The following is a 20,039-nucleotide window of genomic DNA, read 5'->3' on the forward strand; positions in this document are numbered from 1 at the left end:
TGGCTTATTCGACCGTGACGGACTTGGCGAGGTTGCGCGGCTGGTCGACGTCGAGGCCCTTGGCAATGGCCAACTCCATCGCGAACATCTGCAGCGGCACCACAGCCAGCAGCGGTTCAAACAGGGGGGCCGCGAGCGGAATGTGAATGACGGTGTCGGCAAACGGCAGCACGGCGGCGTCGCCGACCTCGGCGATGGCGATGATGCGGGCACCGCGGGCACGGATCTCCTGGATGTTGGAGACGACCTTCGGGTGCAGGTGGGCGGAGCCGCGCGGGCTCGGTACCACCACGAACACCGGCTGGCCGGGTTCGATCAGCGCGATCGGGCCGTGCTTGAGTTCTCCGGCGGCGAAGCCTTCGGCGTGGATGTAGGCGAGTTCCTTGAGCTTGAGCGCACCCTCGAGCGCGATCGGGAACCCGACGTGACGGCCGAGGAACAGCACAGCGCGGGTGTCGCTCATCCAGCGGGCCAGCTGACGCACCTCGTCTTCGACGCCGAGAACGGCCTGGATCTTCTCCGGAATGGCCTGCAGTTCGGCGACCTGCACGGCCTGTTCGGCCTCGGTGAGGCTGCCGCGCACGCGGGCGAGGTGCAGGGCGAACAGGTAGAGCGCGGTGATCTGGGCGACGAAGGCCTTGGTCGAGGCCACTGCGACCTCGGGGCCGGCGTGCGTGTAGATGACGGCGTCGCTCTCACGCGGGATGGTCGCACCTTGCGTGTTGCAGATGGAGATGGCCTTGGCACCGAGCGACATGGCGTACTTGACGGCCATGAGCGTGTCCATGGTCTCGCCGGACTGGCTGATCGAGATCACCAGGGTATCGGCGCTGAGCACCGGGTCGCGGTAGCGGAACTCGTGGCTCAGTTCAACGTCCACCGGCACCTGCGCCCACTTTTCAATGGCGTACTTGGCGGTCTGGCCGGCATACGCGGCCGTGCCGCAGGCGACGATGACGATGCGACGGATGCCCGCGAGCACGTCATCGCCGAACGCGGTCAGTTCGGGAACGACGACCTGGTCGTCATCGATGCGGCCGCGCAGGGTGTTGGCGACGGCGTCCGGCTGCTCGGAGACTTCCTTGGCCATGAAGCTGGACCAGCCGCCCTTTTCGCTGGCGGAGGCATCCCAGGCGATGTCGAACTCTTCCGTCTCGACGGGGTGACCGTCGAAGTCGGTGACGGTGACGGCATCCGCTGTGATCGTGACGATCTGGTCCTGGCCGATGGCGACGGCGCGGCGGGTGTATTCGACGAACGCGGCCACGTCGGAGCCGAGAAAGTTCTCGCCCTCGCCGAGGCCGATGACGAGAGGGGAGTTTCGGCGGGCACCGACGACGACGCCGGGCTGGTCCTGGTGCACGGCGAGCAGCGTGAAGGCACCGTCGAGACGGGCGACGATGATGCGGAAGGCTTCGGCCAGGTCGCCGACGCGCTGGTATTCGCGGCCGAGCAGCACCGCGGCGACCTCGGTGTCGGTCTCACTCAGAAAGGTGTATCCCTCATTGAGTAGTTCCTCGCGCAGGGGGGCGAAGTTCTCGATGATGCCGTTGTGGATGAGGGCGAGCTTGTTGTTGTCGCCGAGGTGCGGGTGCGCGTTTTCGTCGTTGGGTCCGCCGTGGGTGGCCCAGCGGGTGTGACCGATTCCGGTCGAGCCGTCGTTGATGGGGTGAGCCTTCAGGTCATTGGTGAGGGCCGACAGCTTGCCGGCCTTCTTGGCGGTGTTGAGTACACCGAACTCATCGATGACGGCTATTCCCGCGGAGTCGTACCCACGGTATTCGAGCCGTCCGAGCCCGCCCATGAGAACGTCAACGGTTTTATTGCTTCCGACATAACCTACGATTCCGCACATGGAAGTCGATTTTAGTCGGACTAAGCTTGGGGGAATGTCCGATCCGGTGCTGGCCCCTGTATTGAACGGTCACGGTACCCCTTTTGTGGAGCTCGACCGGGCCGACTGGGCGGCCCTCGCGCCGACCACTCTGCTGCCGCTGAAAGAAACCGAGATCGTGCAATTGCGCGGCATCGGCGAGCCGCTCGACATCAACGAGGTGACGGATGTCTACCTGCCGCTGAGCCGCCTGCTCAACCTCTACGCGGCCAATGCCCGCACACTGCACCGCGCGACCAGTGGATTCCTGGGCGAACGCGCCCGCCCGACCCCGTTCGTGATCGGTGTGGCCGGCTCCGTCGCGGTCGGTAAATCCACGACCGCCCGACTGCTGCGGAAGATGCTCGCCCGCTGGGACGACACCCCCCGGGTGGAACTGGTCACGACCGACGGGTTTTTGTTTCCGAACGCCGAGCTGAACCGCCGCGGGCTGATGGAACGCAAGGGTTTTCCGGAGTCCTACGACCGACGGGCCCTGCTGCGCTTTGTGAGCGCGGTAAAGAGCGGCGCCCCCGAGGTGCGCTCACCGTTCTACTCGCACCTCAGCTACGACATCGTGCCCGACGCGCAGATTGTGGTGCGCCAGCCCGATATTCTCATTGTCGAGGGTCTCAACGTGTTGCAGCCGCCCGGCCCTGGGCACGGCCTCTCGGTCAGTGACCTGTTCGACTTCACCATCTACGTGGATGCCCGCACCCAGGACATTGCCCGCTGGTACGAGGAGCGTTTTCTCAAGCTGCAACGCGGCGCGTTCGCCAACCCCAACTCGTTCTTTCACCGTTACGCCGACCTCACCGAAGATGAGGCTCGCGGCAAGGCGCGCAGCATCTGGACCAGCATCAACCAGCCCAACCTGCTGCAGAATATTCGCCCCACCCGGTCGCGGGCGACCCTGGTGCTGCGCAAGGACCCCACGCACGCGGTCTCCACGGTGCTCCTGCGCAAGGTCTGACCCGTCCTGACACGGACGGGGCCCGGGCCCGAGCCGTGGGCCCAGTTTATAAACTGGTCCCGGGGACGGGGCCTGGGCCCCGTCCCCGGGACGGACTAGAGGGCCAGGCGCTCGCGGACCACGTCGGCCAGGGAGTGCGCCAGGCGGTCGGCGGTGTGCTGGTCGGCGGCTTCCACCATGACCCGCACCATCGGCTCGGTGCCCGAGGGGCGCAGCAGCACGCGACCGGTGTCGCCGAGTTCGGCTTCAGCGGCGAGCACGGCCTCGGCGATGACCTCGTCGGCGCCGAGACCCTTGTGGTTGACTCCGCGCACGTTGACCAGAATCTGCGGGTACACCGTCATAACGGATGCCAGTTCGGCCAAGGTTTTACCGGTGCGCGCCATTTCGGCCACGAGGTGCAGCCCGGTGAGGATGCCGTCACCGGTAGTGGCGAACTTGGTCATGATGACGTGACCGCTCTGCTCGCCGCCGAGGGAATACCCGTGGGCGTTGAGTTCTTCGAGCACGTACCGGTCGCCGACCTTGGTCTGCACCATGGCGATGTCGTTGGCCGCCATCGCCTTGCGCAGGCCGAGGTTGCTCATGACGGTCGCGACCAGCGTGCGGTCTTTCAGCACACCGCGTTCGGCCATCGACACGGCGAGAATAGCCATGATCTGGTCGCCGTCGACGATGTTGCCATCCTTGTCCACGGCCAGGCAACGGTCGGCGTCGCCGTCGTGGGCGATGCCGACGTCAGCGCCGTGCTCGAGTACGGCTTTGGCGAGGTTGTCGAGGTGGGTGGAGCCCACACCGTCGTTGATATTGAGGCCGTCGGGGTCGGCGCCGATCACCGTTAGGCGAGCACCGGCATCCGTGAACACCTGCGGTGACACACCGGCGGCGGCGCCGTGCGCGCAGTCGAGCACGACGTGGATGCCGTCGAGGCGGTGCGGCAGGGTGGTGAGCAGGTGCACCACGTAGCGGTCTTCGGCGTCGGCAAAGCGACGAATGCGTCCAACGTCGCCGGCGATCGGCATCAGGGTGTCGCGACCGATGTAGCTCTCGATGCGGTCCTCGACGTCGTCGGGAAGTTTGGTTCCGCCATAGGCGAAGATCTTGATGCCGTTATCGGGGGCCGCGTTGTGTGAGGCAGAAATCATCACACCGAAGTCGGCCCCGATGTCGTTGATCAGAAAGGCTGCAGCTGGCGTGGGGATGACCCCGGCGTCGAGAACGTCGACACCGCTGGAGGCCAAGCCGGCCGAGACGGCGGCGTTCAGGAATTCACCGGAGATTCGCGGGTCGCGGGCGACCACGGCGACGGGCCGGCGGCCCGCTTCAAGACGTGCTTGGGCACGACGTCCCTTGGTCAGCACTGCGGCGCTGGCCTGGGCAAGGCTCAGGGCCAGGCCAGCCGTGAGATCACGGTTGGCCAGGCCCCGAACGCCGTCCGTGCCGAACAGACGAGTCATTTCGTCGTCGGCTATCGGGTTAGCGCTTGCTGAACTGAGGAGCCTTACGGGCCTTCTTGAGTCCGGCCTTCTTACGCTCCTTGACTCGAGCGTCGCGGCTGAGGAAGCCGTTCTTCTTGAGGATGGCACGGTTGTTCTCTTCGTCGATCAGGTTCAAGCAGCGTGCGATGCCGAGGCGAAGCGCGCCGGCCTGGCCGGACGGGCCACCACCGGTGATGCGGGCGATGACATCGTACGAGCCGAGCAGGTCGAGAACCTTGAACGGGTCGTTGATGAGCTGCTGGTGCAGCTTGTTCGGGAAGTAGTCAGCGAACTCGCGGCCGTTGACAACGATCGTGCCGGAGCCGGGGACGATGCGCACGCGGGCGATGGCCTGCTTGCGACGGCCGACGGCTGCGCCGGGAACGTTGAGGACGGCGCGGGGCGCCTTGGTTACGGTTTCGGCCGGAGTCTCGGTGGAGTAGCTCTCCGGAGCCTGGTCAATCTGGTCTGCGATCTTCGCCACGATGATGGGAATCCTTTTTATCTAAGAGTCGAGAAGTCTGGTTGCCGGCGCTACTGCGCGACCTGGCTGAGGGTGTACGGCTTGGGCTGCTGAGCGGAGTGCGGGTGCTCAGGGCCGGCGTAAACCTTCAGCTTGGTGAGCTGGGCGCGGCCGAGCGAGTTCTTCGGCAGCATGCCGCGGATCGCTTTTTCAACCGCACGGGTCGGGTGCTTCTCGAGCATCTCGGAGTAGTTGGTCGCCGTGAGGCCGCCCGGGTAACCGGAGTGGCGGTAGGCGATCTTCAGGTCGAGCTTCTTGCCGGTCAGGGCAACCTTCTCGGCGTTGACGATGATGACGAAGTCGCCACCGTCCATGTGCGGGGAGAAGGTGGCCTTGTGCTTGCCGCGCAGCAGGATTGCCGCGTGGCTGGCCAGACGTCCGAGGACGATATCGGTGGCATCGATGACAACCCAGTCGTGCTGGAGTTCGCTTGCCTTGGGGGTGTAAGTGCGCGTCACTGTTGTGCTGCTTTCTTCTTTTTCGAACGGAGGTGTTCGTGAATCCCGCTCCGGGCGTGTTCTAAAGGAGAACACTGTCGATGGAGGGCTCACGTTCGGGTGCCGCGCTGCAACGCACAGACACCAAGGGTCAACACTAGTCGGAGGCGACCGCGGACGCAACTTGCCCAGGAAGCGAGCGCCGGTTGCGCGTGTCGATGGCGCGCTGCGCCAGGGACGCGTCGTCGGGGTAGCCGACGTCGATCAGGGTGAGGCCGTGCGCCTGCATCACCTTGAACTCGCTGATGCGGTGCTTGTCGAAGTGCAGGTGCGCGAGAGTGCTGCCGTCGAGGCGCCCCTCCCCCACGGCCACGCAGGCGCCGACCATGGCGCGCACCATGCTGTGGCAGAAGGCATCCGCTTTGATCGTGGCGATGATCAGGCCGTCGTCATCGCGCGACCAGCTAAAGTCCTGCACGGTTCGGATGGCCGTCGCTCCGGGGCGCGGCTTGCAGTAGGCGGCGAAGTCGTGCAGGCCCACCAGCGTCGCGGCTGCGGCGTCCATGGCCGCGAGGTCGAGTTTAAACGGATGCCACGTGGTGCGCAGCCGCTGCTGCGGGTCGCGTAGGGCGAGGGGGTCGCTGATGCGGTATTCGTAACGGCGCCACATGGCCGAGAACCGGGCATCGAAGCCGCCGGGCACGACCGTGGCGCGGCGCAGCACGATGTCGGGCTTGGTCACCAGGATGCCGCCGAGGCGGCGCAGCACGGCAGTGCCGAGGTCGACCGGCGGGCGGTTTCCGGTACCGCGCTGGATGCGCACCAGGGAGTGCGCCTGCTCGGCGGTGAGGTCGAAGTGGGCGACCTGCCCGCGGGCGTGCACCCCGGCATCCGTTCGGCCGGCGACGATCAGGGTGGGGTGCGGGGGAAAGCTCTGCAGAATGCCGGCAAGGCCATTTTCAATGTCGGCCTGAACGGTTCGAAAGCCCGGTTGGCGGGCCCAACCGGTAAAATCAGTGCCATCGTAGGAGAGGTCAAGACGGATGCGCGTGGAGCCGAGCGCAGCGTTCACGGCGCGGGGCACAAAAAGATTCACGAGGGTAAGCCTAGGCGGCGCGCTCGGGTTATCGTTGAAACCGGCCCATGGCCCACCCCCATAATGAGTGCCAAAGAAACCCTGTGTTGCCCATGACTCGTTCCCCGCGTTTGTTCCCATTCACCGGGAGAACTCGGCCAGCGACCGCAACACTCGGGCCGGTCAACACTCCCCTGCTGGGGCCAACGAACGCCCCGCGCAGCTCTCGCCTGGCCGGCCTCGACGGCCTGCGCGCGCTCGCCGTCATTGCCGTCGCGCTCTACCATTTCTTTCCGGCGATGCTGCCCGGCGGTTTCATCGGCGTTGACGTTTTCTTCGTGATCAGTGGTTTTCTGATCACCGGACTGTTGGTCTCCGAGCACACCCGCACCGGGCGCATCTCGCTCCACCGGTTCTGGCAACGCCGCGCCCGCCGGCTGGTGCCCCCGCTCATTCCGGTCGTGCTGATCAGCTGCACCATCGCCTTCGTGATCGGCGGCGACGTGCTGGTCGGGCTCGGCGCGCAACTCGTCGGGGCCAGCACCTTCGGCTACAACTGGGTGTCGATCGCCAATGATGCGAGCTATTTCAGCGTCAACGAACCCGAACTGCTGCGCAACCTGTGGTCGCTCGCAGTGGAAGAACAGTTCTACCTGGTCTGGCCGCTGCTCCTGCTGGGCGTTCTGCTGATTCGCCGGCCGCGCGTTCGGCTGGCCATCGTCACCACGCTGTTCATCGCCTCGGCCCTGTGGATGGGCGTGCTGTACCAGCCCGGAGCGGACCCGACCCGGGTGTACTACGGCTCCGACACCCACAGTTTTGGCCTGTTCGCGGGCGCCGCCCTGGCCCTGCTGCTCCGTCGACCCAGCGGACAACGCAATGAAGTGCCCCGACTGCGTCCGTGGCTCGGCGGGGCTGCCATCCTGACGATCATCGCCTTCGCACTCTGGCTGCCGGAAGACGGCACCGCCACCTACCGCGGCGGCCTCGTCGCAGTCTCCGTCGCCACAGCCGTCGCCATCTGGGCGGGAGTGCGCGGCGGCCGGTTCGGGCGTCTGCTCGACGCGGCCCCGCTCCGCTACCTCGGAGAGCGCTCCTACGGCATCTACCTGTGGCACTGGCCGATCCTCGTACTGGTGCAGCTGCTCTGGCCGGCATCGTCCCGCGCGAGCAGCCTGCTGCCGATCGGCCTCGTTGCCACGGTCATCACCCTGGTCTTCGCCGCAGTGTCGTACCGCTGGCTGGAAGTGCCGATCCGGCAGGTCGGCGTGCGCGGCAGCATCCGTCAGATCGGTGCGCTGTGGACCGGACCCACCCGTCGCCGCCGCCTGATCGCGGCGACGTCCGCCCTGTCGCTGCTACTGGTCGGCGGCACCACCGCCGCCGTCGTGGCCGCGCCGGCGCAGACCTCGGCGCAACTCCGCATCGAACGGGGTCAACGGGCAATGGATGCCGCGGCCCGGGCCGCCGCGCAGGCTGCGGCCTCCGAGGCTGCCCGCCAGGCCACCGCGACCCCAGCCCTGGTCGACGGACCGATCACCGCGATCGGCGACTCCGTCATGCTGGCGTCGGCTCCGGAATTGCAGGCAACCTTCGCGGGCATGACCGTTGACGCGTCGGTCTCCCGCGGGATGTATTCCGCAGATGACATATTGCTGGCGCTGCAGGCGGCGGGCCAGTTGCAGCCGGTTGTGGTGATCGGGCTCGGCACCAACGGGCCGATCACGACCAGCGAACTCACCGAGATTCTGCGCATTCTCGGGCCCGACCGGCAGCTCGTGCTCGTGAACGCCTACGCCGAACGGGATTGGACCGACGGCGTCAATGCCAGGCTCGCCGAGTTCGCTTCGGGCAATCGCCGGGTCGAACTCGCGAACTGGCACGACGTGATCGCGGGGCGACTCGACCTGCTGGCCGGCGATCACGTGCACCCGGGGCCGACCGGCGGCCAGCTCTACGCCGACGAGGTGCACGCCGCGGTTCAGCGTCTGGCGGCGGTGCCGCCGCTGCCGGACACCAGCTGGTTGATGCGTGATTCCGACGCGCCAAGTTCGCCGCCCTACCGCTGACACTTCAGAACTCGAGCACGTAGGCGAGCTCCCGGTTGGTGGCGAAGAAGCCCATGCCCGTATACAGGTCGAGCGCGCCGGTCGGGCTCGCCGAGTCCACGTCGAGGGTGGCCCGCTCGTGCCCGGCGGCCCGGCTGGCGGCCAGCTGCGCGGCCAACAGGGCCTGCGCGATGTGGCGGCCGCGCCATCCGCTCAGCACGCCGACCAGTCCGATGTAGCTGCTGCGGTAGCCGGCCGCCGCCCAGTCGTCTTCGTTCACGCTCGACATGACAAAGCCGACGACGTGTTCACTGCCGTCGGGCTCGGTCGCGAACGCGACGAACGAAAGGTCGTTGGTGAACGACGGCCCGGTGACGTAGGCGTTCCAGCTCTCGTCGGGAATGGGCTGGCTCGACCAGTGATCCATGAAGGCGGCATCACGCGCGGCGTGCACGGCCGCCGACAGCTCGGGCGTATACCCGGCCACGCGGATGCCCGCGCCCACCGTGACCTCGCGGATCGGGTCGGCGAGCAGGCGGTCGAGGGTGAGAAAGTAGCGCGTGCAGGCCAGACCGAACCGTGCGTAGAGGCGCCCGTTCTGGGGTGCACGCTCGTCAGAGAACGTGGAGATCCAGCCTGGGAGCATCTTGCCAGAGGTGGCCAGTTGCTGGTGGGCGCGGGCGACCTGCCAGCCCAGCAGCTCACGGCCGATGCCCCGGCCGCGCAGCGCGGGCAGTACCCCGCCGCTCAGGTTGGCTTTCACCAGGGTTTCCTGCCCGGGCTGCAGCACGACCAGGCCGTCGGCGACGACGTGACCGTCGGCGTCGAGAGCGACGAGGGTGTCGGTCGCCGGGTCGACGAACGAGAAGTCGAAGATCTCGGCGATCTGATCCCGCTCCAGCACATAGTTGGGGTGGTCGGCCCGGCCGATTGCCTTCTCCAGCTCCCAGATGGCGTCGATATCGTCGGACGTCGCCGGGCGCCACAGTGCGACCTCGGCATGCTCAGGAACGGGCAGCTGCGCGGGAGCGGTCACGCGCGCAGAGAGTGGAGTCGTGTGATCGGTCATGCTTCACCCTATCCGCGCCGTCCCGAACGGGGCGAGACTCAGAACTCGAGCGTGTACGCCATCTTCTTGTGGGTGGGCACGAAACCCATGCCGGTATACAGGCCGAGGGCACCGGTGGGGCTGGCAGAGTCCACCGCGAGGGTCACTCGTTCGTGGCCGAGTGCCTGCCCGGCAGCCAGCTGGGCGGCCAGGAGGGATTGCGCGATGTGGCGGCCGCGCCATCCGCTCAAGACGCCGACCAGGTCGATATAGCTGCCGGTGAACCCCTGCATGGCCCAGATATTCTCATTCGCTGTCGAGAGCACGAAGCCGACGACCTGCTCGGTGCCGGCCGCGTCGGTGCCGTAAGCCACGAATGACAGGTCGGGGCGAAACCATTTTCCGCCCACGAAGGCATTCCAGTTTTCGTCACTCATCGGCTGGCTGCCCCAGTGGTCCATGAAGGAGTCATCTCGGGTGCGGTGCACCTCGGCCGAGACCGCCGCGGTATACGCGGCGACACGGATGCCGGCGGCCGGGTCGATCACGCGCACCGACGCATCCAATGGGCGTTCGAGGGTGAGAAAATAGCGCGCGAGGCTGAGGCCGGCGTGCTCGAACAGGGCGGCGTTCTGCGGGGAACGTTCGTCGGCGTAGCTGAGGATCCAGCCGGGCAGCGTCGTGGTCGAGCTCGCTAGCTGCTGTTTCGCCCGGCCGAGCTGCCACGCCAGCAGCTGGCGGCCGATGCCCCGGCCGCGCAGTCGGGGGTGTACGCCGCCGATCGGCATCGAGCGCACGAGGCTGACCTGGCGGGGCGGGAACATGACCATGCCGACCGCAAGGATGCTGCCGGCGGCGTCGATGCCCACGAGCGAATCGAGCTCCGCATGAAAGTGGGAGTAGCCGAAGTCGGCGGCGATCGCACCGCGAGCCGTGAGGTAGTTGGGGTGGTCGACTTCGCCCATGGCCCGGCGCAACTGCCAGATGCCGTCGATGTCGGCGGTGGTGGCGGGCCGCCACGCCGCGACATCCGGGTGCTGCGGAAGAACCGGAGCCGGGGCGACCCCCACGCGTTCGGCCAACGAAGTCTCGTGTAGATCCATCCCCCAACCCTATCTTTCGTCGAGAGCGCAAAAAGTGCCCGATTGAGCGATCCAATCGGGCACTTTTTGCGCTCTCGCGAGCGGGGGGTGATACTACTTCTTGTCGGCCTCTGCTGCAGCGTCTTCGACGGCTGCATCTTCGACGACAACATCGTCAGCGACGACGTCCTCGACTACGACGTCCTCGGACCCGATGGGGGTCGCGGCAACGGTCGCGGTCTTGGAGCGCATAACCTTGGGGGTCAGGGGCTCGAGAACGAGCTCCATCTGCACCATGGACGCGTTGTCACCCTTGCGGAAACCGAGCTTCGTGATGCGGGTGTAACCGCCCTGACGCTCGTTGACCTGCGGGGCGATGACCGTGAACAGCTCGTGCACGACGGACTTGTCGGTGATCGTCGCGAGGACGCGACGACGGGCGTGCAGGTCGCCGCGCTTGGCGAACTGCACCATGCGCTCGGCGAGCGGACGCAGGCGCTTGGCACGGGTCTCGGTCGTCTTGATCGACTTGTGGGTGAACAGGGCCGCGGCCAGGTTCGCAAGCATGAGGCGCTCGTGCGCCGGGCCGCCACCGAGACGGGGGCCCTTTGTGGGCTTAGGCATGGGTAATCTCCAGTATCAAAAAATCGAAAGGCAGCGTTGAAGCGCGAGCCTTAGTTGGTCTCTTCTTCGTAGCCGCTGTAGAAGTGCGCGCCGTCGAATCCGGGAACCGAATCCTTCAGGGACAGGCCGAGCTCAACGAGCTTGTCCTTCACTTCGTCAACCGACTTCTGCCCGAAGTTGCGGATGTTCATCAGCTGGGTCTCCGACAGGGCGACCAGTTCGCTGACGTTGTTGATGCCTTCGCGCTTGAGGCAGTTGTACGAGCGCACCGACAGGTCGAGGTCTTCGATCGGAATCGAAAGCTCGGTCGAGAGCACGGCGTCAACCGGCGCGGGGCCGATCTCGATGCCCTCGGCGGCGGTGTTGAGCTCGCGGGCCAGACCGAACAGCTCAGTCAGGGTGCGGCCAGAGGATGCGATGGCGTCGCGCGGCGAGATGGCCGACTTGGTCTCCACGTCAACGACGAGGCGGTCGAAGTCAGTGCGCTCTCCGGCACGAGTTGCCTCGACGCGGTAGGTCACCTTGAGCACGGGCGAGTAGATCGAGTCGACCGGAATCTGGCCGGCTTCGGAGAACTCGTTGCGGTTCTGGGTGCTGGAGACGTAACCACGTCCACGCTCAATGGTCAGTTCGAGTTCGAACTTCGCCTTGTCGTTGAGGGTTGCGATGACCAGTTCGGGGTTGTGCACCTCGACGCCGGCGGGAGCCGAAATGTCAGCGGCGGTGACCTGGCCGGCACCCTGCTTGCGCAGGTACGCGGTGATCGGCTCGTCGTGCTCGCTCGAGACGACAAGTCCCTTGATGTTCAGGATGATCTCAGTGACATCTTCCTTCACCCCGGGAACGGTGCTGAACTCGTGCAGCACGCCATCGATACGGATGCTGGTTACAGCAGCGCCCGGGATCGAGGAGAGCAGGGTACGGCGAAGCGAGTTGCCGAGGGTGTAGCCGAAGCCAGGTTCGAGCGGCTCAATAATGAACCGTGAACGGAACTCCGAGATGTTCTCTTCGGTGAGCGTTGGACGCTGTGCAATAAGCACTGTTGATTCCTTTCGGCTAAGTGTCCGCTATATGACACTTGCAATGACGAGAGAGTGAAAAGTTGAAAGAAAAGAGTCCCGACGGGGCTCGGCAGCAACGAAGTGCCGAGCCCGTCGAGATACAGCGAGTGCTTTAGACGCGGCGGCGCTTCGGCGGACGGCATCCGTTGTGAGCCTGGGGCGTCACGTCGTTGATCGAACCGACCTCGAGGCCAGCGGCCTGCAGTGAACGGATCGCGGTCTCGCGGCCTGAGCCGGGTCCCTTGACGAACACGTCAACCTTCTTCATGCCGTGTTCCTGCGCCTGGCGGGCGGCCGACTCGGCGGCCAGCTGTGCGGCGAAGGGGGTCGACTTGCGCGAACCCTTGAAACCGACCTGGCCCGACGAGGCCCAGCTGATGACGGCACCGGTCGTGTCGGTGATCGACACGATCGTGTTGTTGAAGGTGCTCTTGATGTGGGCCTGGCCCACAGCAATGTTCTTCTTTTCTTTCTTACGCGGCTTCCGTACGGCCGACTTGGGTTGTGCCATGAATTTCTCCTGAATCCTAAAGGCGTTAGCGGGCTAGGCCGAGGGCCTAGCGCGCCTTCTTCTTGCCGGCTACGGTGCGCTTCGGGCCCTTGCGGGTGCGAGCGTTGGTCTTGGTGCGCTGTCCGCGAACGGGCAGGCCCTTGCGGTGGCGAATGCCCTCGTAGCTGCCAATTTCAACCTTGCGGCGGATGTCAGCGGCAACCTCACGGCGGAGGTCACCCTCAACCTTGAAGGAACCCTCGACGTAGTCGCGGAGAAGGACGAGTTGGTCGTCGCTCAAATCCTTGACGCGGATGTTTCCGTCGATTCCAGTGTCGGCGAGGGTCTTGAGGGCCCTCGTACGGCCAACACCGTAAATGTAAGTCAATGCAACTTCCACGCGCTTATCGCGCGGGATGTCGACGCCGGCTAGACGTGCCATTGTGTCTCCTGTTAGTGATGGAGGTCTGTAACAGCTCCTGTACACCGGCCTCCAACCGATGGTGTCACCCTCACGGGCTCCCGGAACTGCTAGTAAATATTCAGTTATTCAGGTAAATCTCGAAGGGAGACTTAACCCTGGCGCTGCTTGTGACGCGGGTTCTCGCAGATGACCATCACGTTGCCGTTACGGCGGATGACCTTGCACTTGTCACAGATCTTTTTGACGCTGGGCTTGACCTTCATGGTGATTCCTTGTTTTTCGCTGTCTTCGTACCCGCGGGATGCCGAGGGCCGTTACTTACAGCAGTCGTTACTTGTAGCGGTAGACGATCCGGCCGCGGGTCAGGTCGTACGGGCTGAGTTCTACGATCACGCGGTCCTCCGGGAGGATGCGGATGTAGTGCTGGCGCATCTTGCCCGAGATGTGGGCAAGAACTCGGTGGCCGTTTGACAGCTCAACGCGAAACATCGCGTTGGGCAGAGCTTCGACTACTGCGCCCTCGATTTCGATGACACCGTCTTTTTTGGCCATACCCTCACTGTCGCTCTGTATTGATTGCTGGTCATGCGGGATTGATGCCTGACACGCCACAAAAGACGACACCAGACACCAAGGGTCAATCTTATGGTATGAGATTGCCTTTTGGCAATTCAGTCCTATAATCTCCCGCGCACCAGTGTCCCCGACTCGGCGGAAGCAGGTATGGCCGCAGGAGTCAGGGGCGCCGGTGGGCGCGGCTCGGGTTCTGGTTCAGCGGCTCACCCGCTGGGCTGCGGCGATGTCCCGGGTGACCGCGTCAAACAGTGGATGCCCCGGCGCCAGCCCGCAGACCACCTCCGCAATCCGAGGCGCAGCTTCCCCGGCCAGCAGGCGCTGAAGCTTGGCGCTCTGCGAATCGCCGGGTACGTCGAAGCGGAAAGCCGCGCGAATCGCCTCCAGCAGGGATACCGCGCTCCCGCCGGAACTGGCGAGCACCCTCGCCGACCGAGCCGACGTGCACCTGATGGACCAGTAGCTACGCGATCAGCCAGCTACGGAATTGGGACGGGAACGATTCCGAACTGGGCGAGGCCGGAAGCTCCGCCGTCCTCGGCGGTGAGCACCCAGATGCCGTCCTTGTGCACGGCGACGCTGTGCTCCCAGTGCGCTGCGGCCTTGCCGTCGCTCGTGGCGACGGTCCAGTCGTCGTCGCGGGTGTAGGTGTCGATCGAGCCGAGCACGACCATCGGCTCAATGGCTACCACGAGGCCCGGCTTCACATCCGGGCCCTTCTGGCGCACGCGGTAGTTGAACACCGGCGGGGCTTCGTGCATGGAACGGCCGATGCCGTGGCCGACATAGTCGGTGAGGATGCCGTAGGTGCCCTGCGACTCGATGTAGTCCTCGATGGCGTCGCCGACCTCGTTCAGGTGGCGCGCGGTGTGCAGTCGGGCGATACCGTGCCAGAGCGACTGCTCGGTCACGTCGGAGAGCTTCTGGCGTTCGGCCACGAGCTCGGGGCGCGACTCGTCGGGGAGCACGAAGCTGAACGCAGCGTCACCGTTCCAGCCTTCGATGATCGCTCCGCTGTCGATCGAGACGATATCGCCGGCGCCGAGGCGACGTGCAGACGGGATCCCGTGCACGACGTCGTCGTTCACCGAGGCGCACACAGTGTGGTGGTAGCCCTGTTCGAGTTTGAAGTTCGGCTTACCGCCGAGCAGGGCGATGGCGGCCTCAGCAGCGGCATCAAGCTCGAGCGTGGTCGCGCCGATGACCATGGCCGCGCGGGCAGCTTTGAGCGATGCCGCGGTGGCCAGACCCGGTGCCACCATGAGGCGCAGCTGGGCTGGGTTCTTGTAGATGGAACGTCGAAGACTCACTGATTTCCTACAAACTAGCTCCGAGAACGGGAGCGATTATTCAATTGGTGGTGCACATGATGATGGGCCGGGCCTTTCGGCCCAGCCCCAAACTGTTGCTAGAGAGTGCTGCTGCCCTGGAGCAGGCCGCGTTCGGCCAGCGCAGCGAGAATGCGGTCGGTGACCACTTCAACGGCACCGAGGCCGTCGATGGTGACGACGAGGCCGCGGGCGCTGTACACATCGATGAGCGGAGCGGTCTGCTCAGCGTAGACGTCAAGACGGTGACGGATGACCTCGGCAGTGTCGTCCGCGCGGCCCTGCTCGGCTGCGCGCTTCAGCAGTCGGGCGACAACCTCGTCGGTGTCGGCGGTGATCAGAACGACCACGTCGAGCTGGGTGCCGCCGGCAACGAGCAGGCGGTCGAGCTCAACGACCTGATCGGTTGTGCGCGGGTAGCCGTCCAGCAGAAAACCGTTGGTGGCATCCGATTCTTTCAGACGGTCAGCGACGATCGCGTTGGTGAGGGTGTCCGGCACGTAGGCGCCGGCATCCATGAACGACTTGACCTCGAGCCCCAGCGGGGTGTTGTTGACCACGTTGTAGCGAAAGATGTCACCGGTGGAGATAGCGGGAACGTCGAAGGCGAGCGCCAGACGCTCCGCCTGGGTGCCTTTGCCCGCGCCGGGCGGGCCGATCAGTAGTAAGCGCGTCATTTAAGAAGCCCCTCATAGTGTCGCTGTTGCAGTTGCGAGTCGATCTGCTTGACCGTCTCGAGCCCCACGCCGACGACGATGAGAATGCTCGCGCCGCCGAACGGAAAGTTCTGGTCGGCGCCGATAACCGAGAACGCGATCAACGGGATGAGCGCGATCAGGCCCAGATAGATCGAGCCGGGGAGCGTGATTCGGGTCAGCACGAAGTCGAGGTACTCGGCGGTCGGGCGGCCGGCGCGAATGCCGGGAATGAACCCGCCGTACTTCTTCATGTTGTCGGCGACTTCTTCGGGGTTGAACGTGATGGCCACGTAGAAGTAGGTGAAGCCGATGATGAGCAGGAAGTACATGGCCATATACAGCGGCTGGTCGCCGCCGGTGAGGTTCTGCGAGATCCAGACTACCCAGGCCGGCGCTTCGGTTCCGGCGGCCGGCTGGTTGAACTGCGCGAGCAGGGCTGGCAGGTACAGCAGCGAGGAGGCAAAGATCACGGGGATCACGCCGGCCATGTTGACCTTGATCGGAATGTAGGTGTTGTTGCCGCCGTAGGTGCGTCGGCCGACCATGCGCTTGGCGTACTGCACTGGTATTCGCCGCTGCGATTGCTCGACGAAAACCACGCCGGCGACCACCAATATTCCGACGATCAGAACGATGATCAGGGTGTCGGGACCCTGCTGCTGACCGATCGAGGCGAGCGAGCCGGGGAACAGGGCGGCAATCGAGATGAAGATCATGAGCGACATGCCGTTGCCGACGCCGCGTTCGGTGACGAGCTCGCCCATCCACATGATGACGCCGGTGCCGGCGGTCATCGTGATGACCATGAGCATGATGGCGTACCAGGCGTCGTTGGTGATCAGCTGCGTGCACTCGGTGCTGGCGGATGTCCCGAACAGGGCGCCGCTTCGAGCCACCGTGATCAGCGTGGTCGACTGCAGAATACCCAGGGCGATGGTGAGGTAACGCGTGTACTGGGTCAGAGTGCTCTGGCCCGATGCACCCTCTTTATAGAGAGTGTCGAAGTGGGGGATGACCACGCGCAGCAACTGCACGATGATCGAGGCCGTGATGTACGGCATGATGCCGAGCGCAAAGACGCTCAACTGCAGCAGGGCGCCACCACTGAACAGGTTGACGAGCTCGTAGAGGCCGCTCGTGCCCTGGTTGGCTGCGAGACACAGCTGCACATTGCCGAAGTCCACGAACGGGGCCGGTACGAACGAGCCCAGACGGAACAGAGCAATGATGCCCAGGGTGAAGCCGATCTTCTTACGAAGGTCGGGTGTGCGGAAGATCCGCGCAATGGCGCTAAACAAAAAGGCCTCCAGATTTTTACGCAGATCGACAGTGCATGTCGATGTAAAGCGGCAGATCGACTTAAAACGATCGAGCTTGTCGAATCACACCAAACGATTTACTCGATTGACGGATTCGACAAGCTCGATTGAGCGTCTTCGGACTTACTTTACAGATCCACCCGCGGCGACAATTTTCTGCTCAACTGAAGCAGAGACCTTGTCGACCGTCACGTTCAGCTTAACGGTAATTTCACCGGTTCCAAGAACCTTGACTTTTTCGTTGTCACGAACCGCACCCTTGGCGATCAGGCTGGCAATGGTGACATCGCCGCCGTCCGGGTACAGCAGTTCGAGCTTTTCCAGGTTGACAACCTGGTACTCGACGCGGAACGGGTTCTTGAATCCACGCAGTTTCGGGGTGCGCATGTGCAGAGGCATCTGCCCACCCTCGAAGCCGACGCGCACGCTGTAGCGTGCCTTGGTGCCCTTGGTACCTCGACCCGCGGTCTTACCCTTGGATCCTTCACCACGGCCAACGCGCTGGCGGGCCTTCTTCGCTCCGGGAGCCGGGCGAAGGTGGTGTACCTTCAGCACGTGCTCGCGGGGCTCAGTCGGTTCTGCTGCAACGGCTGCCTTTTTGGGGGCAGTAGCCTTCTTCGGTGCTGCGGCCTTTTTGGGGGCAGCAGCCTTCTTCGTGGCGGGCTTGTCGGCTACCTTGGTAGCTTCCTTCTCGTCAGCCATTAGTCAATCTCCTCGACCTTTACGAGGTGAGCGACGGTGTTGACGTAGCCACGGTTCTGCGAGTTGTCCTCGCGGATGGTGACGGCGCCAATGCGTCGCAGACCCAGGCTGCGAAGAGTGTCGCGCTGGTTCTGCTTCTCACTAATTTTGGACTTGATCTGTGTGATCTTCAGCTGGGCCATCAGGCACCTGCCTTCGCGGTTGCGGCCGCTGCAGCTGCAGCGGCGTCGGCACGAAGAAAACGGGCCGGAGCCACGTCTTCATAGGCGAGGCCACGGCGAGCCGCAACCGCACGCGGCTCTTCGAGCTGGTGCAGTGCCTCGACCGTGGCGTGCACGATATTGATGGTGTTCGACGAACCGAGCGACTTGCTCAGCACGTCGTGGATGCCAGCGCATTCGAGTACGGCGCGCACCGGGCCACCGGCGATAACGCCGGTACCTGCTGCTGCCGGACGAAGCAGAACGACGCCGGCTGCGGCTTCACCCTGCACGGGGTGCGGGATGGTCAGGCCAACGCGAGGAACGCGGAAGAAGTTCTTCTTCGCTTCTTCGACGCCCTTGGAGATAGCAGTCGGGACCTCGCGGGCCTTACCGTATCCAACGCCGACCAGGCCGTTACCGTCGCCGACGACGACGAGAGCGGTGAAGCTGAAGCGACGACCACCCTTGACGACCTTCGACACGCGGTTGATGGTGACGACGCGCTCCAGAAACTGGCTCTTGTCGGCATCGCGGCTTCCGCGGTCCTTGTTCGGGTTGCGCTCACGGCCACCACGACGAGCCTCGCGAGGCTCGTTCTGCGGCGGGGTCGTGGAGGCAGCGGTTTCAACCGGCGCCTCGGCAACGGCAGCAACAGGTGCTGTGGTTTCGATCTTTTCAGTGCTCACAGGTTCAATCCACCCTCTCGAGCTCCCTCAGCGATGGCTGCGACGCGTCCTGCGTACTTGCTGCCACCACGGTCAAATACAACGGCTTCGATGCCGGCGGCTTTCGCACGCTCAGCAACAAGCTCACCGACCTTGCGTGCCTTGGCGGTCTTGTCACCATCGAAGGTGCGCAAGTCCGTTTCGAGCGTGGATGCCGACGCAAGGGTGAAACCCTTGCTGTCGTCGACGACCTGCACGAATACGTGGCGAGCCGAGCGCGTGACGACGAGGCGCGGGCGAAGCGCCGTTCCCTCGATCTTCTTGCGAAGACGTGTGTGACGACGTCCGCGGGCTGCGGCCTTGCTCTTGCCTCTAGTTCCGAGTCCCATGGTTACTTACCGCTCTTTCCGGCCTTGCGGCGAACAATCTCGCCGGCGTAACGCACACCCTTGCCCTTGTAGGGCTCTGGCTTGCGAATCTTACGGATGTTCGCGGCAACCTCGCCGACGGCCTGCTTGTCGATTCCGCTGACCGTGAGCTTGTTGACGCTCTCAACGGTCAAAACGATTCCGACGGGCGGCTCGACGACGACCGGGTGCGAGAAGCCGAGGGCGAACTCAACGGAGGTGCCCTTCTGCGCCGCGCGGTAACCGGTACCGACGATTTCGAGACCCTTGGTGTAACCAACGGTTACGCCGATGATCTGGTTGTTGATCAGGGTGCGGGTCAGACCGTGCAGCGAACGCGACTGGCGCTCGTCGTTCGGACGGGTGACGAGAACGTGACCGTCCTCGATCGACACCGAGATGGGGTTGGAAACGACGAGCGCGAGCTCGCCCTTCGGGCCCTTGACGGAGACGGCCTGGCCGTCAGCCACAACCGTGACCCCAGCGGGGATCGGGATGGGGAGTCTTCCAATACGTGACATTCTCAGTTACCACACGTAGGCGAGAACTTCTCCGCCTACGCCCTTCTTCTCAGCCTGGCGGTCGGTGAGCAGACCGCTGGAGGTGGACAGGATGGCAACGCCGAGGCCGCCGAGAACCGTGGGGATCTCAGTCGACTTTGCGTACACGCGGAGGCCGGGCTTGGAAACCCGCTTGATGCCTACGATGGAGCGCTCGCGGTTCGGACCGAACTTGAGGTCCAAGGTGAGGGACTTGCCTACTGTTGCATCCTTGACGGTCCAGGCGGAGATGTAACCCTGAGCCTTGAGGATGTCAGCGATGTGCGCTTTCAATTTGCTATGCGGCATCGACACTGTGTCGTGGTACGCCGAGTTCGCGTTGCGCAGTCTGGTCAGCATGTCTGCGACCGGATCTGTCATTGTCATTTTGTGGTGCCTTTCTCGCCTGGTTTCGCCCATCCGTTACACGAATGACGACCTGTGGTGGTGAGGAACCCGATCGGTTGAT

25 protein-coding genes are annotated in these 20,039 nt (G+C 64.5%); 2 read left to right on the forward strand and 23 right to left on the reverse strand.

Annotated features, from left to right (window positions below):
- Positions 1 to 4: 4 nt before the first annotated feature.
- The gene (gene glmS, locus BLS91_RS03980) at positions 5 to 1,855 is read right to left on the reverse strand and encodes a glutamine--fructose-6-phosphate transaminase (isomerizing) (RefSeq protein ID WP_092339407.1); all 1,851 of its coding nucleotides are present in this window, start codon (positions 1,853 to 1,855) and stop codon (positions 5 to 7) included.
- 34 nt (positions 1,856 to 1,889) lie between these two features.
- On the opposite strand from glmS, the gene coaA reads away from it, so the two are divergent.
- A complete protein-coding gene (coaA, locus tag BLS91_RS03985) occupies positions 1,890 to 2,846 on the forward strand; it encodes a type I pantothenate kinase (protein WP_092339409.1) in 957 nt (318 codons plus the stop codon).
- A 95-nt stretch (positions 2,847 to 2,941) separates the two neighbouring features.
- On the opposite strand, the gene glmM is transcribed toward coaA, so the two are convergent.
- From glmM to truA, 4 genes are all read right to left on the reverse strand, one after another.
- Positions 2,942 to 4,303, reverse strand: coding sequence for a phosphoglucosamine mutase (glmM, locus tag BLS91_RS03990; RefSeq protein WP_092339411.1), 1,362 nt, complete (start codon positions 4,301 to 4,303; stop codon positions 2,942 to 2,944).
- A 19-nt stretch (positions 4,304 to 4,322) separates the two neighbouring features.
- Positions 4,323 to 4,808, reverse strand: coding sequence for a 30S ribosomal protein S9 (rpsI, locus tag BLS91_RS03995; protein WP_092107287.1), 486 nt, complete (start codon positions 4,806 to 4,808; stop codon positions 4,323 to 4,325).
- A 50-nt stretch (positions 4,809 to 4,858) separates the two neighbouring features.
- On the reverse strand, positions 4,859 to 5,305 hold the full coding sequence (rplM, locus tag BLS91_RS04000; protein ID WP_092107284.1) for a 50S ribosomal protein L13: 447 nt from the start codon (positions 5,303 to 5,305) through the stop codon (positions 4,859 to 4,861).
- A 136-nt stretch (positions 5,306 to 5,441) separates the two neighbouring features.
- Positions 5,442 to 6,380 carry a tRNA pseudouridine(38-40) synthase TruA gene (truA, locus tag BLS91_RS04005; RefSeq protein WP_241983014.1) on the reverse strand — a complete coding sequence of 313 codons (939 nt, stop codon included), beginning with the start codon at positions 6,378 to 6,380 and terminating at the stop codon, positions 5,442 to 5,444.
- A gap of 92 nt (positions 6,381 to 6,472) precedes the next feature.
- On the opposite strand from truA, the gene BLS91_RS04010 reads away from it, so the two are divergent.
- Positions 6,473 to 8,428, forward strand: coding sequence for an acyltransferase family protein (locus BLS91_RS04010; RefSeq protein WP_158252814.1), 1,956 nt, complete (start codon positions 6,473 to 6,475; stop codon positions 8,426 to 8,428).
- Between the two features lie 4 nt (positions 8,429 to 8,432).
- On the opposite strand, the gene BLS91_RS04015 is transcribed toward BLS91_RS04010, so the two are convergent.
- From BLS91_RS04015 to rpsH, 18 genes are all read right to left on the reverse strand, one after another.
- Complete coding sequence (locus tag BLS91_RS04015; RefSeq protein ID WP_092339414.1) at positions 8,433 to 9,476, reverse strand: GNAT family N-acetyltransferase; 1,044 nt, start codon at positions 9,474 to 9,476, stop codon at positions 8,433 to 8,435.
- A 38-nt stretch (positions 9,477 to 9,514) separates the two neighbouring features.
- Entirely contained in the window at positions 9,515 to 10,558 is a 1,044-nt protein-coding gene (locus BLS91_RS04020) for a GNAT family N-acetyltransferase (protein ID WP_092339416.1), read from the reverse strand.
- Between the two features lie 93 nt (positions 10,559 to 10,651).
- Positions 10,652 to 11,161, reverse strand: a complete 510-nt coding sequence (gene rplQ, locus BLS91_RS04025) for a 50S ribosomal protein L17 (RefSeq protein WP_092339417.1) — start codon at positions 11,159 to 11,161, stop codon at positions 10,652 to 10,654.
- Positions 11,162 to 11,211: 50 nt separating this feature from the next.
- Complete coding sequence (locus BLS91_RS04030) at positions 11,212 to 12,201, reverse strand: DNA-directed RNA polymerase subunit alpha (RefSeq protein WP_092339419.1); 990 nt, start codon at positions 12,199 to 12,201, stop codon at positions 11,212 to 11,214.
- Positions 12,202 to 12,334: 133 nt separating this feature from the next.
- On the reverse strand, positions 12,335 to 12,733 hold the full coding sequence (rpsK, locus tag BLS91_RS04035; protein ID WP_035834641.1) for a 30S ribosomal protein S11: 399 nt from the start codon (positions 12,731 to 12,733) through the stop codon (positions 12,335 to 12,337).
- Positions 12,734 to 12,779: 46 nt separating this feature from the next.
- A complete protein-coding gene (gene rpsM, locus BLS91_RS04040) occupies positions 12,780 to 13,154 on the reverse strand; it encodes a 30S ribosomal protein S13 (RefSeq protein WP_092107268.1) in 375 nt (124 codons plus the stop codon).
- A 131-nt stretch (positions 13,155 to 13,285) separates the two neighbouring features.
- Positions 13,286 to 13,399, reverse strand: coding sequence for a 50S ribosomal protein L36 (gene rpmJ / locus BLS91_RS04045; protein ID WP_035834639.1), 114 nt, complete (start codon positions 13,397 to 13,399; stop codon positions 13,286 to 13,288).
- A 67-nt stretch (positions 13,400 to 13,466) separates the two neighbouring features.
- A complete protein-coding gene (infA, locus tag BLS91_RS04050; protein ID WP_035834638.1) occupies positions 13,467 to 13,688 on the reverse strand; it encodes a translation initiation factor IF-1 in 222 nt (73 codons plus the stop codon).
- Between the two features lie 219 nt (positions 13,689 to 13,907).
- A complete protein-coding gene (locus tag BLS91_RS04055; RefSeq protein WP_092339421.1) occupies positions 13,908 to 14,132 on the reverse strand; it encodes a hypothetical protein in 225 nt (74 codons plus the stop codon).
- A gap of 56 nt (positions 14,133 to 14,188) precedes the next feature.
- On the reverse strand, positions 14,189 to 14,971 hold the full coding sequence (gene map, locus BLS91_RS04060) for a type I methionyl aminopeptidase (RefSeq protein ID WP_092339522.1): 783 nt from the start codon (positions 14,969 to 14,971) through the stop codon (positions 14,189 to 14,191).
- Positions 14,972 to 15,117: 146 nt separating this feature from the next.
- Entirely contained in the window at positions 15,118 to 15,714 is a 597-nt protein-coding gene (locus BLS91_RS04065; protein WP_092339423.1) for an adenylate kinase, read from the reverse strand.
- Positions 15,711 to 17,033: a preprotein translocase subunit SecY gene (gene secY, locus BLS91_RS04070; protein WP_092339425.1), complete on the reverse strand. Its 1,323-nt coding sequence runs from the start codon at positions 17,031 to 17,033 to the stop codon at positions 15,711 to 15,713. The genes BLS91_RS04065 and secY overlap by 4 nt, the downstream gene beginning before the upstream one ends.
- 144 nt (positions 17,034 to 17,177) lie before the next feature.
- A complete protein-coding gene (gene rplO / locus BLS91_RS04075; RefSeq protein ID WP_092339427.1) occupies positions 17,178 to 17,756 on the reverse strand; it encodes a 50S ribosomal protein L15 in 579 nt (192 codons plus the stop codon).
- Positions 17,756 to 17,938, reverse strand: coding sequence for a 50S ribosomal protein L30 (rpmD, locus tag BLS91_RS04080; protein ID WP_066597599.1), 183 nt, complete (start codon positions 17,936 to 17,938; stop codon positions 17,756 to 17,758). The genes rplO and rpmD overlap by 1 nt, the downstream gene beginning before the upstream one ends.
- Positions 17,938 to 18,645 carry a 30S ribosomal protein S5 gene (rpsE, locus tag BLS91_RS04085; RefSeq protein ID WP_369827303.1) on the reverse strand — a complete coding sequence of 236 codons (708 nt, stop codon included), beginning with the start codon at positions 18,643 to 18,645 and terminating at the stop codon, positions 17,938 to 17,940. The genes rpmD and rpsE overlap by 1 nt, the downstream gene beginning before the upstream one ends.
- Positions 18,642 to 19,013, reverse strand: a complete 372-nt coding sequence (gene rplR / locus BLS91_RS04090) for a 50S ribosomal protein L18 (RefSeq protein ID WP_092107252.1) — start codon at positions 19,011 to 19,013, stop codon at positions 18,642 to 18,644. Before rplR ends, rpsE begins: the two co-directional genes overlap by 4 nt.
- 2 nt (positions 19,014 to 19,015) lie before the next feature.
- A complete protein-coding gene (rplF, locus tag BLS91_RS04095; RefSeq protein ID WP_092339429.1) occupies positions 19,016 to 19,552 on the reverse strand; it encodes a 50S ribosomal protein L6 in 537 nt (178 codons plus the stop codon).
- Positions 19,553 to 19,558: 6 nt separating this feature from the next.
- Positions 19,559 to 19,957 (reverse strand): 30S ribosomal protein S8, encoded by a 399-nt coding sequence (gene rpsH / locus BLS91_RS04100; protein ID WP_092339431.1) that lies wholly within the window; start codon positions 19,955 to 19,957, stop codon positions 19,559 to 19,561.
- Positions 19,958 to 20,039: the final 82 nt, after the last annotated feature.

Source organism: Cryobacterium flavum (assembly GCF_900103805.1).
Taxonomy (GTDB): Bacteria; Actinomycetota; Actinomycetes; order Actinomycetales; family Microbacteriaceae; genus Cryobacterium; species Cryobacterium flavum.

Coding starts and splice junctions, on each gene's coding strand:
- glmS (WP_092339407.1), bottom strand. CDS start 1,855: ATGTGCGGAATCGTAGGTTATGTCGGAAGCAATAAAACCGTTGACGTT.
- coaA (WP_092339409.1), top strand. CDS start 1,890: ATGTCCGATCCGGTGCTGGCCCCTGTATTGAACGGTCACGGTACCCCT.
- glmM (WP_092339411.1), bottom strand. CDS start 4,303: ATGACTCGTCTGTTCGGCACGGACGGCGTTCGGGGCCTGGCCAACCGT.
- BLS91_RS04010 (WP_158252814.1), top strand. CDS start 6,473: ATGACTCGTTCCCCGCGTTTGTTCCCATTCACCGGGAGAACTCGGCCA.
- BLS91_RS04015 (WP_092339414.1), bottom strand. CDS start 9,476: ATGACCGATCACACGACTCCACTCTCTGCGCGCGTGACCGCTCCCGCG.
- BLS91_RS04020 (WP_092339416.1), bottom strand. CDS start 10,558: ATGGATCTACACGAGACTTCGTTGGCCGAACGCGTGGGGGTCGCCCCG.
- rplQ (WP_092339417.1), bottom strand. CDS start 11,161: ATGCCTAAGCCCACAAAGGGCCCCCGTCTCGGTGGCGGCCCGGCGCAC.
- rpsK (WP_035834641.1), bottom strand. CDS start 12,733: ATGGCACAACCCAAGTCGGCCGTACGGAAGCCGCGTAAGAAAGAAAAG.
- rpsM (WP_092107268.1), bottom strand. CDS start 13,154: ATGGCACGTCTAGCCGGCGTCGACATCCCGCGCGATAAGCGCGTGGAA.
- rpmJ (WP_035834639.1), bottom strand. CDS start 13,399: ATGAAGGTCAAGCCCAGCGTCAAAAAGATCTGTGACAAGTGCAAGGTC.
- infA (WP_035834638.1), bottom strand. CDS start 13,688: ATGGCCAAAAAAGACGGTGTCATCGAAATCGAGGGCGCAGTAGTCGAA.
- map (WP_092339522.1), bottom strand. CDS start 14,971: ATGGTGGCACCGGGTCTGGCCACCGCGGCATCGCTCAAAGCTGCCCGC.
- BLS91_RS04065 (WP_092339423.1), bottom strand. CDS start 15,714: ATGACGCGCTTACTACTGATCGGCCCGCCCGGCGCGGGCAAAGGCACC.
- rplO (WP_092339427.1), bottom strand. CDS start 17,756: ATGGCTGACGAGAAGGAAGCTACCAAGGTAGCCGACAAGCCCGCCACG.
- rpmD (WP_066597599.1), bottom strand. CDS start 17,938: ATGGCCCAGCTGAAGATCACACAGATCAAGTCCAAAATTAGTGAGAAG.
- rplR (WP_092107252.1), bottom strand. CDS start 19,013: ATGGGACTCGGAACTAGAGGCAAGAGCAAGGCCGCAGCCCGCGGACGT.
- rplF (WP_092339429.1), bottom strand. CDS start 19,552: ATGTCACGTATTGGAAGACTCCCCATCCCGATCCCCGCTGGGGTCACG.
- rpsH (WP_092339431.1), bottom strand. CDS start 19,957: ATGACAATGACAGATCCGGTCGCAGACATGCTGACCAGACTGCGCAAC.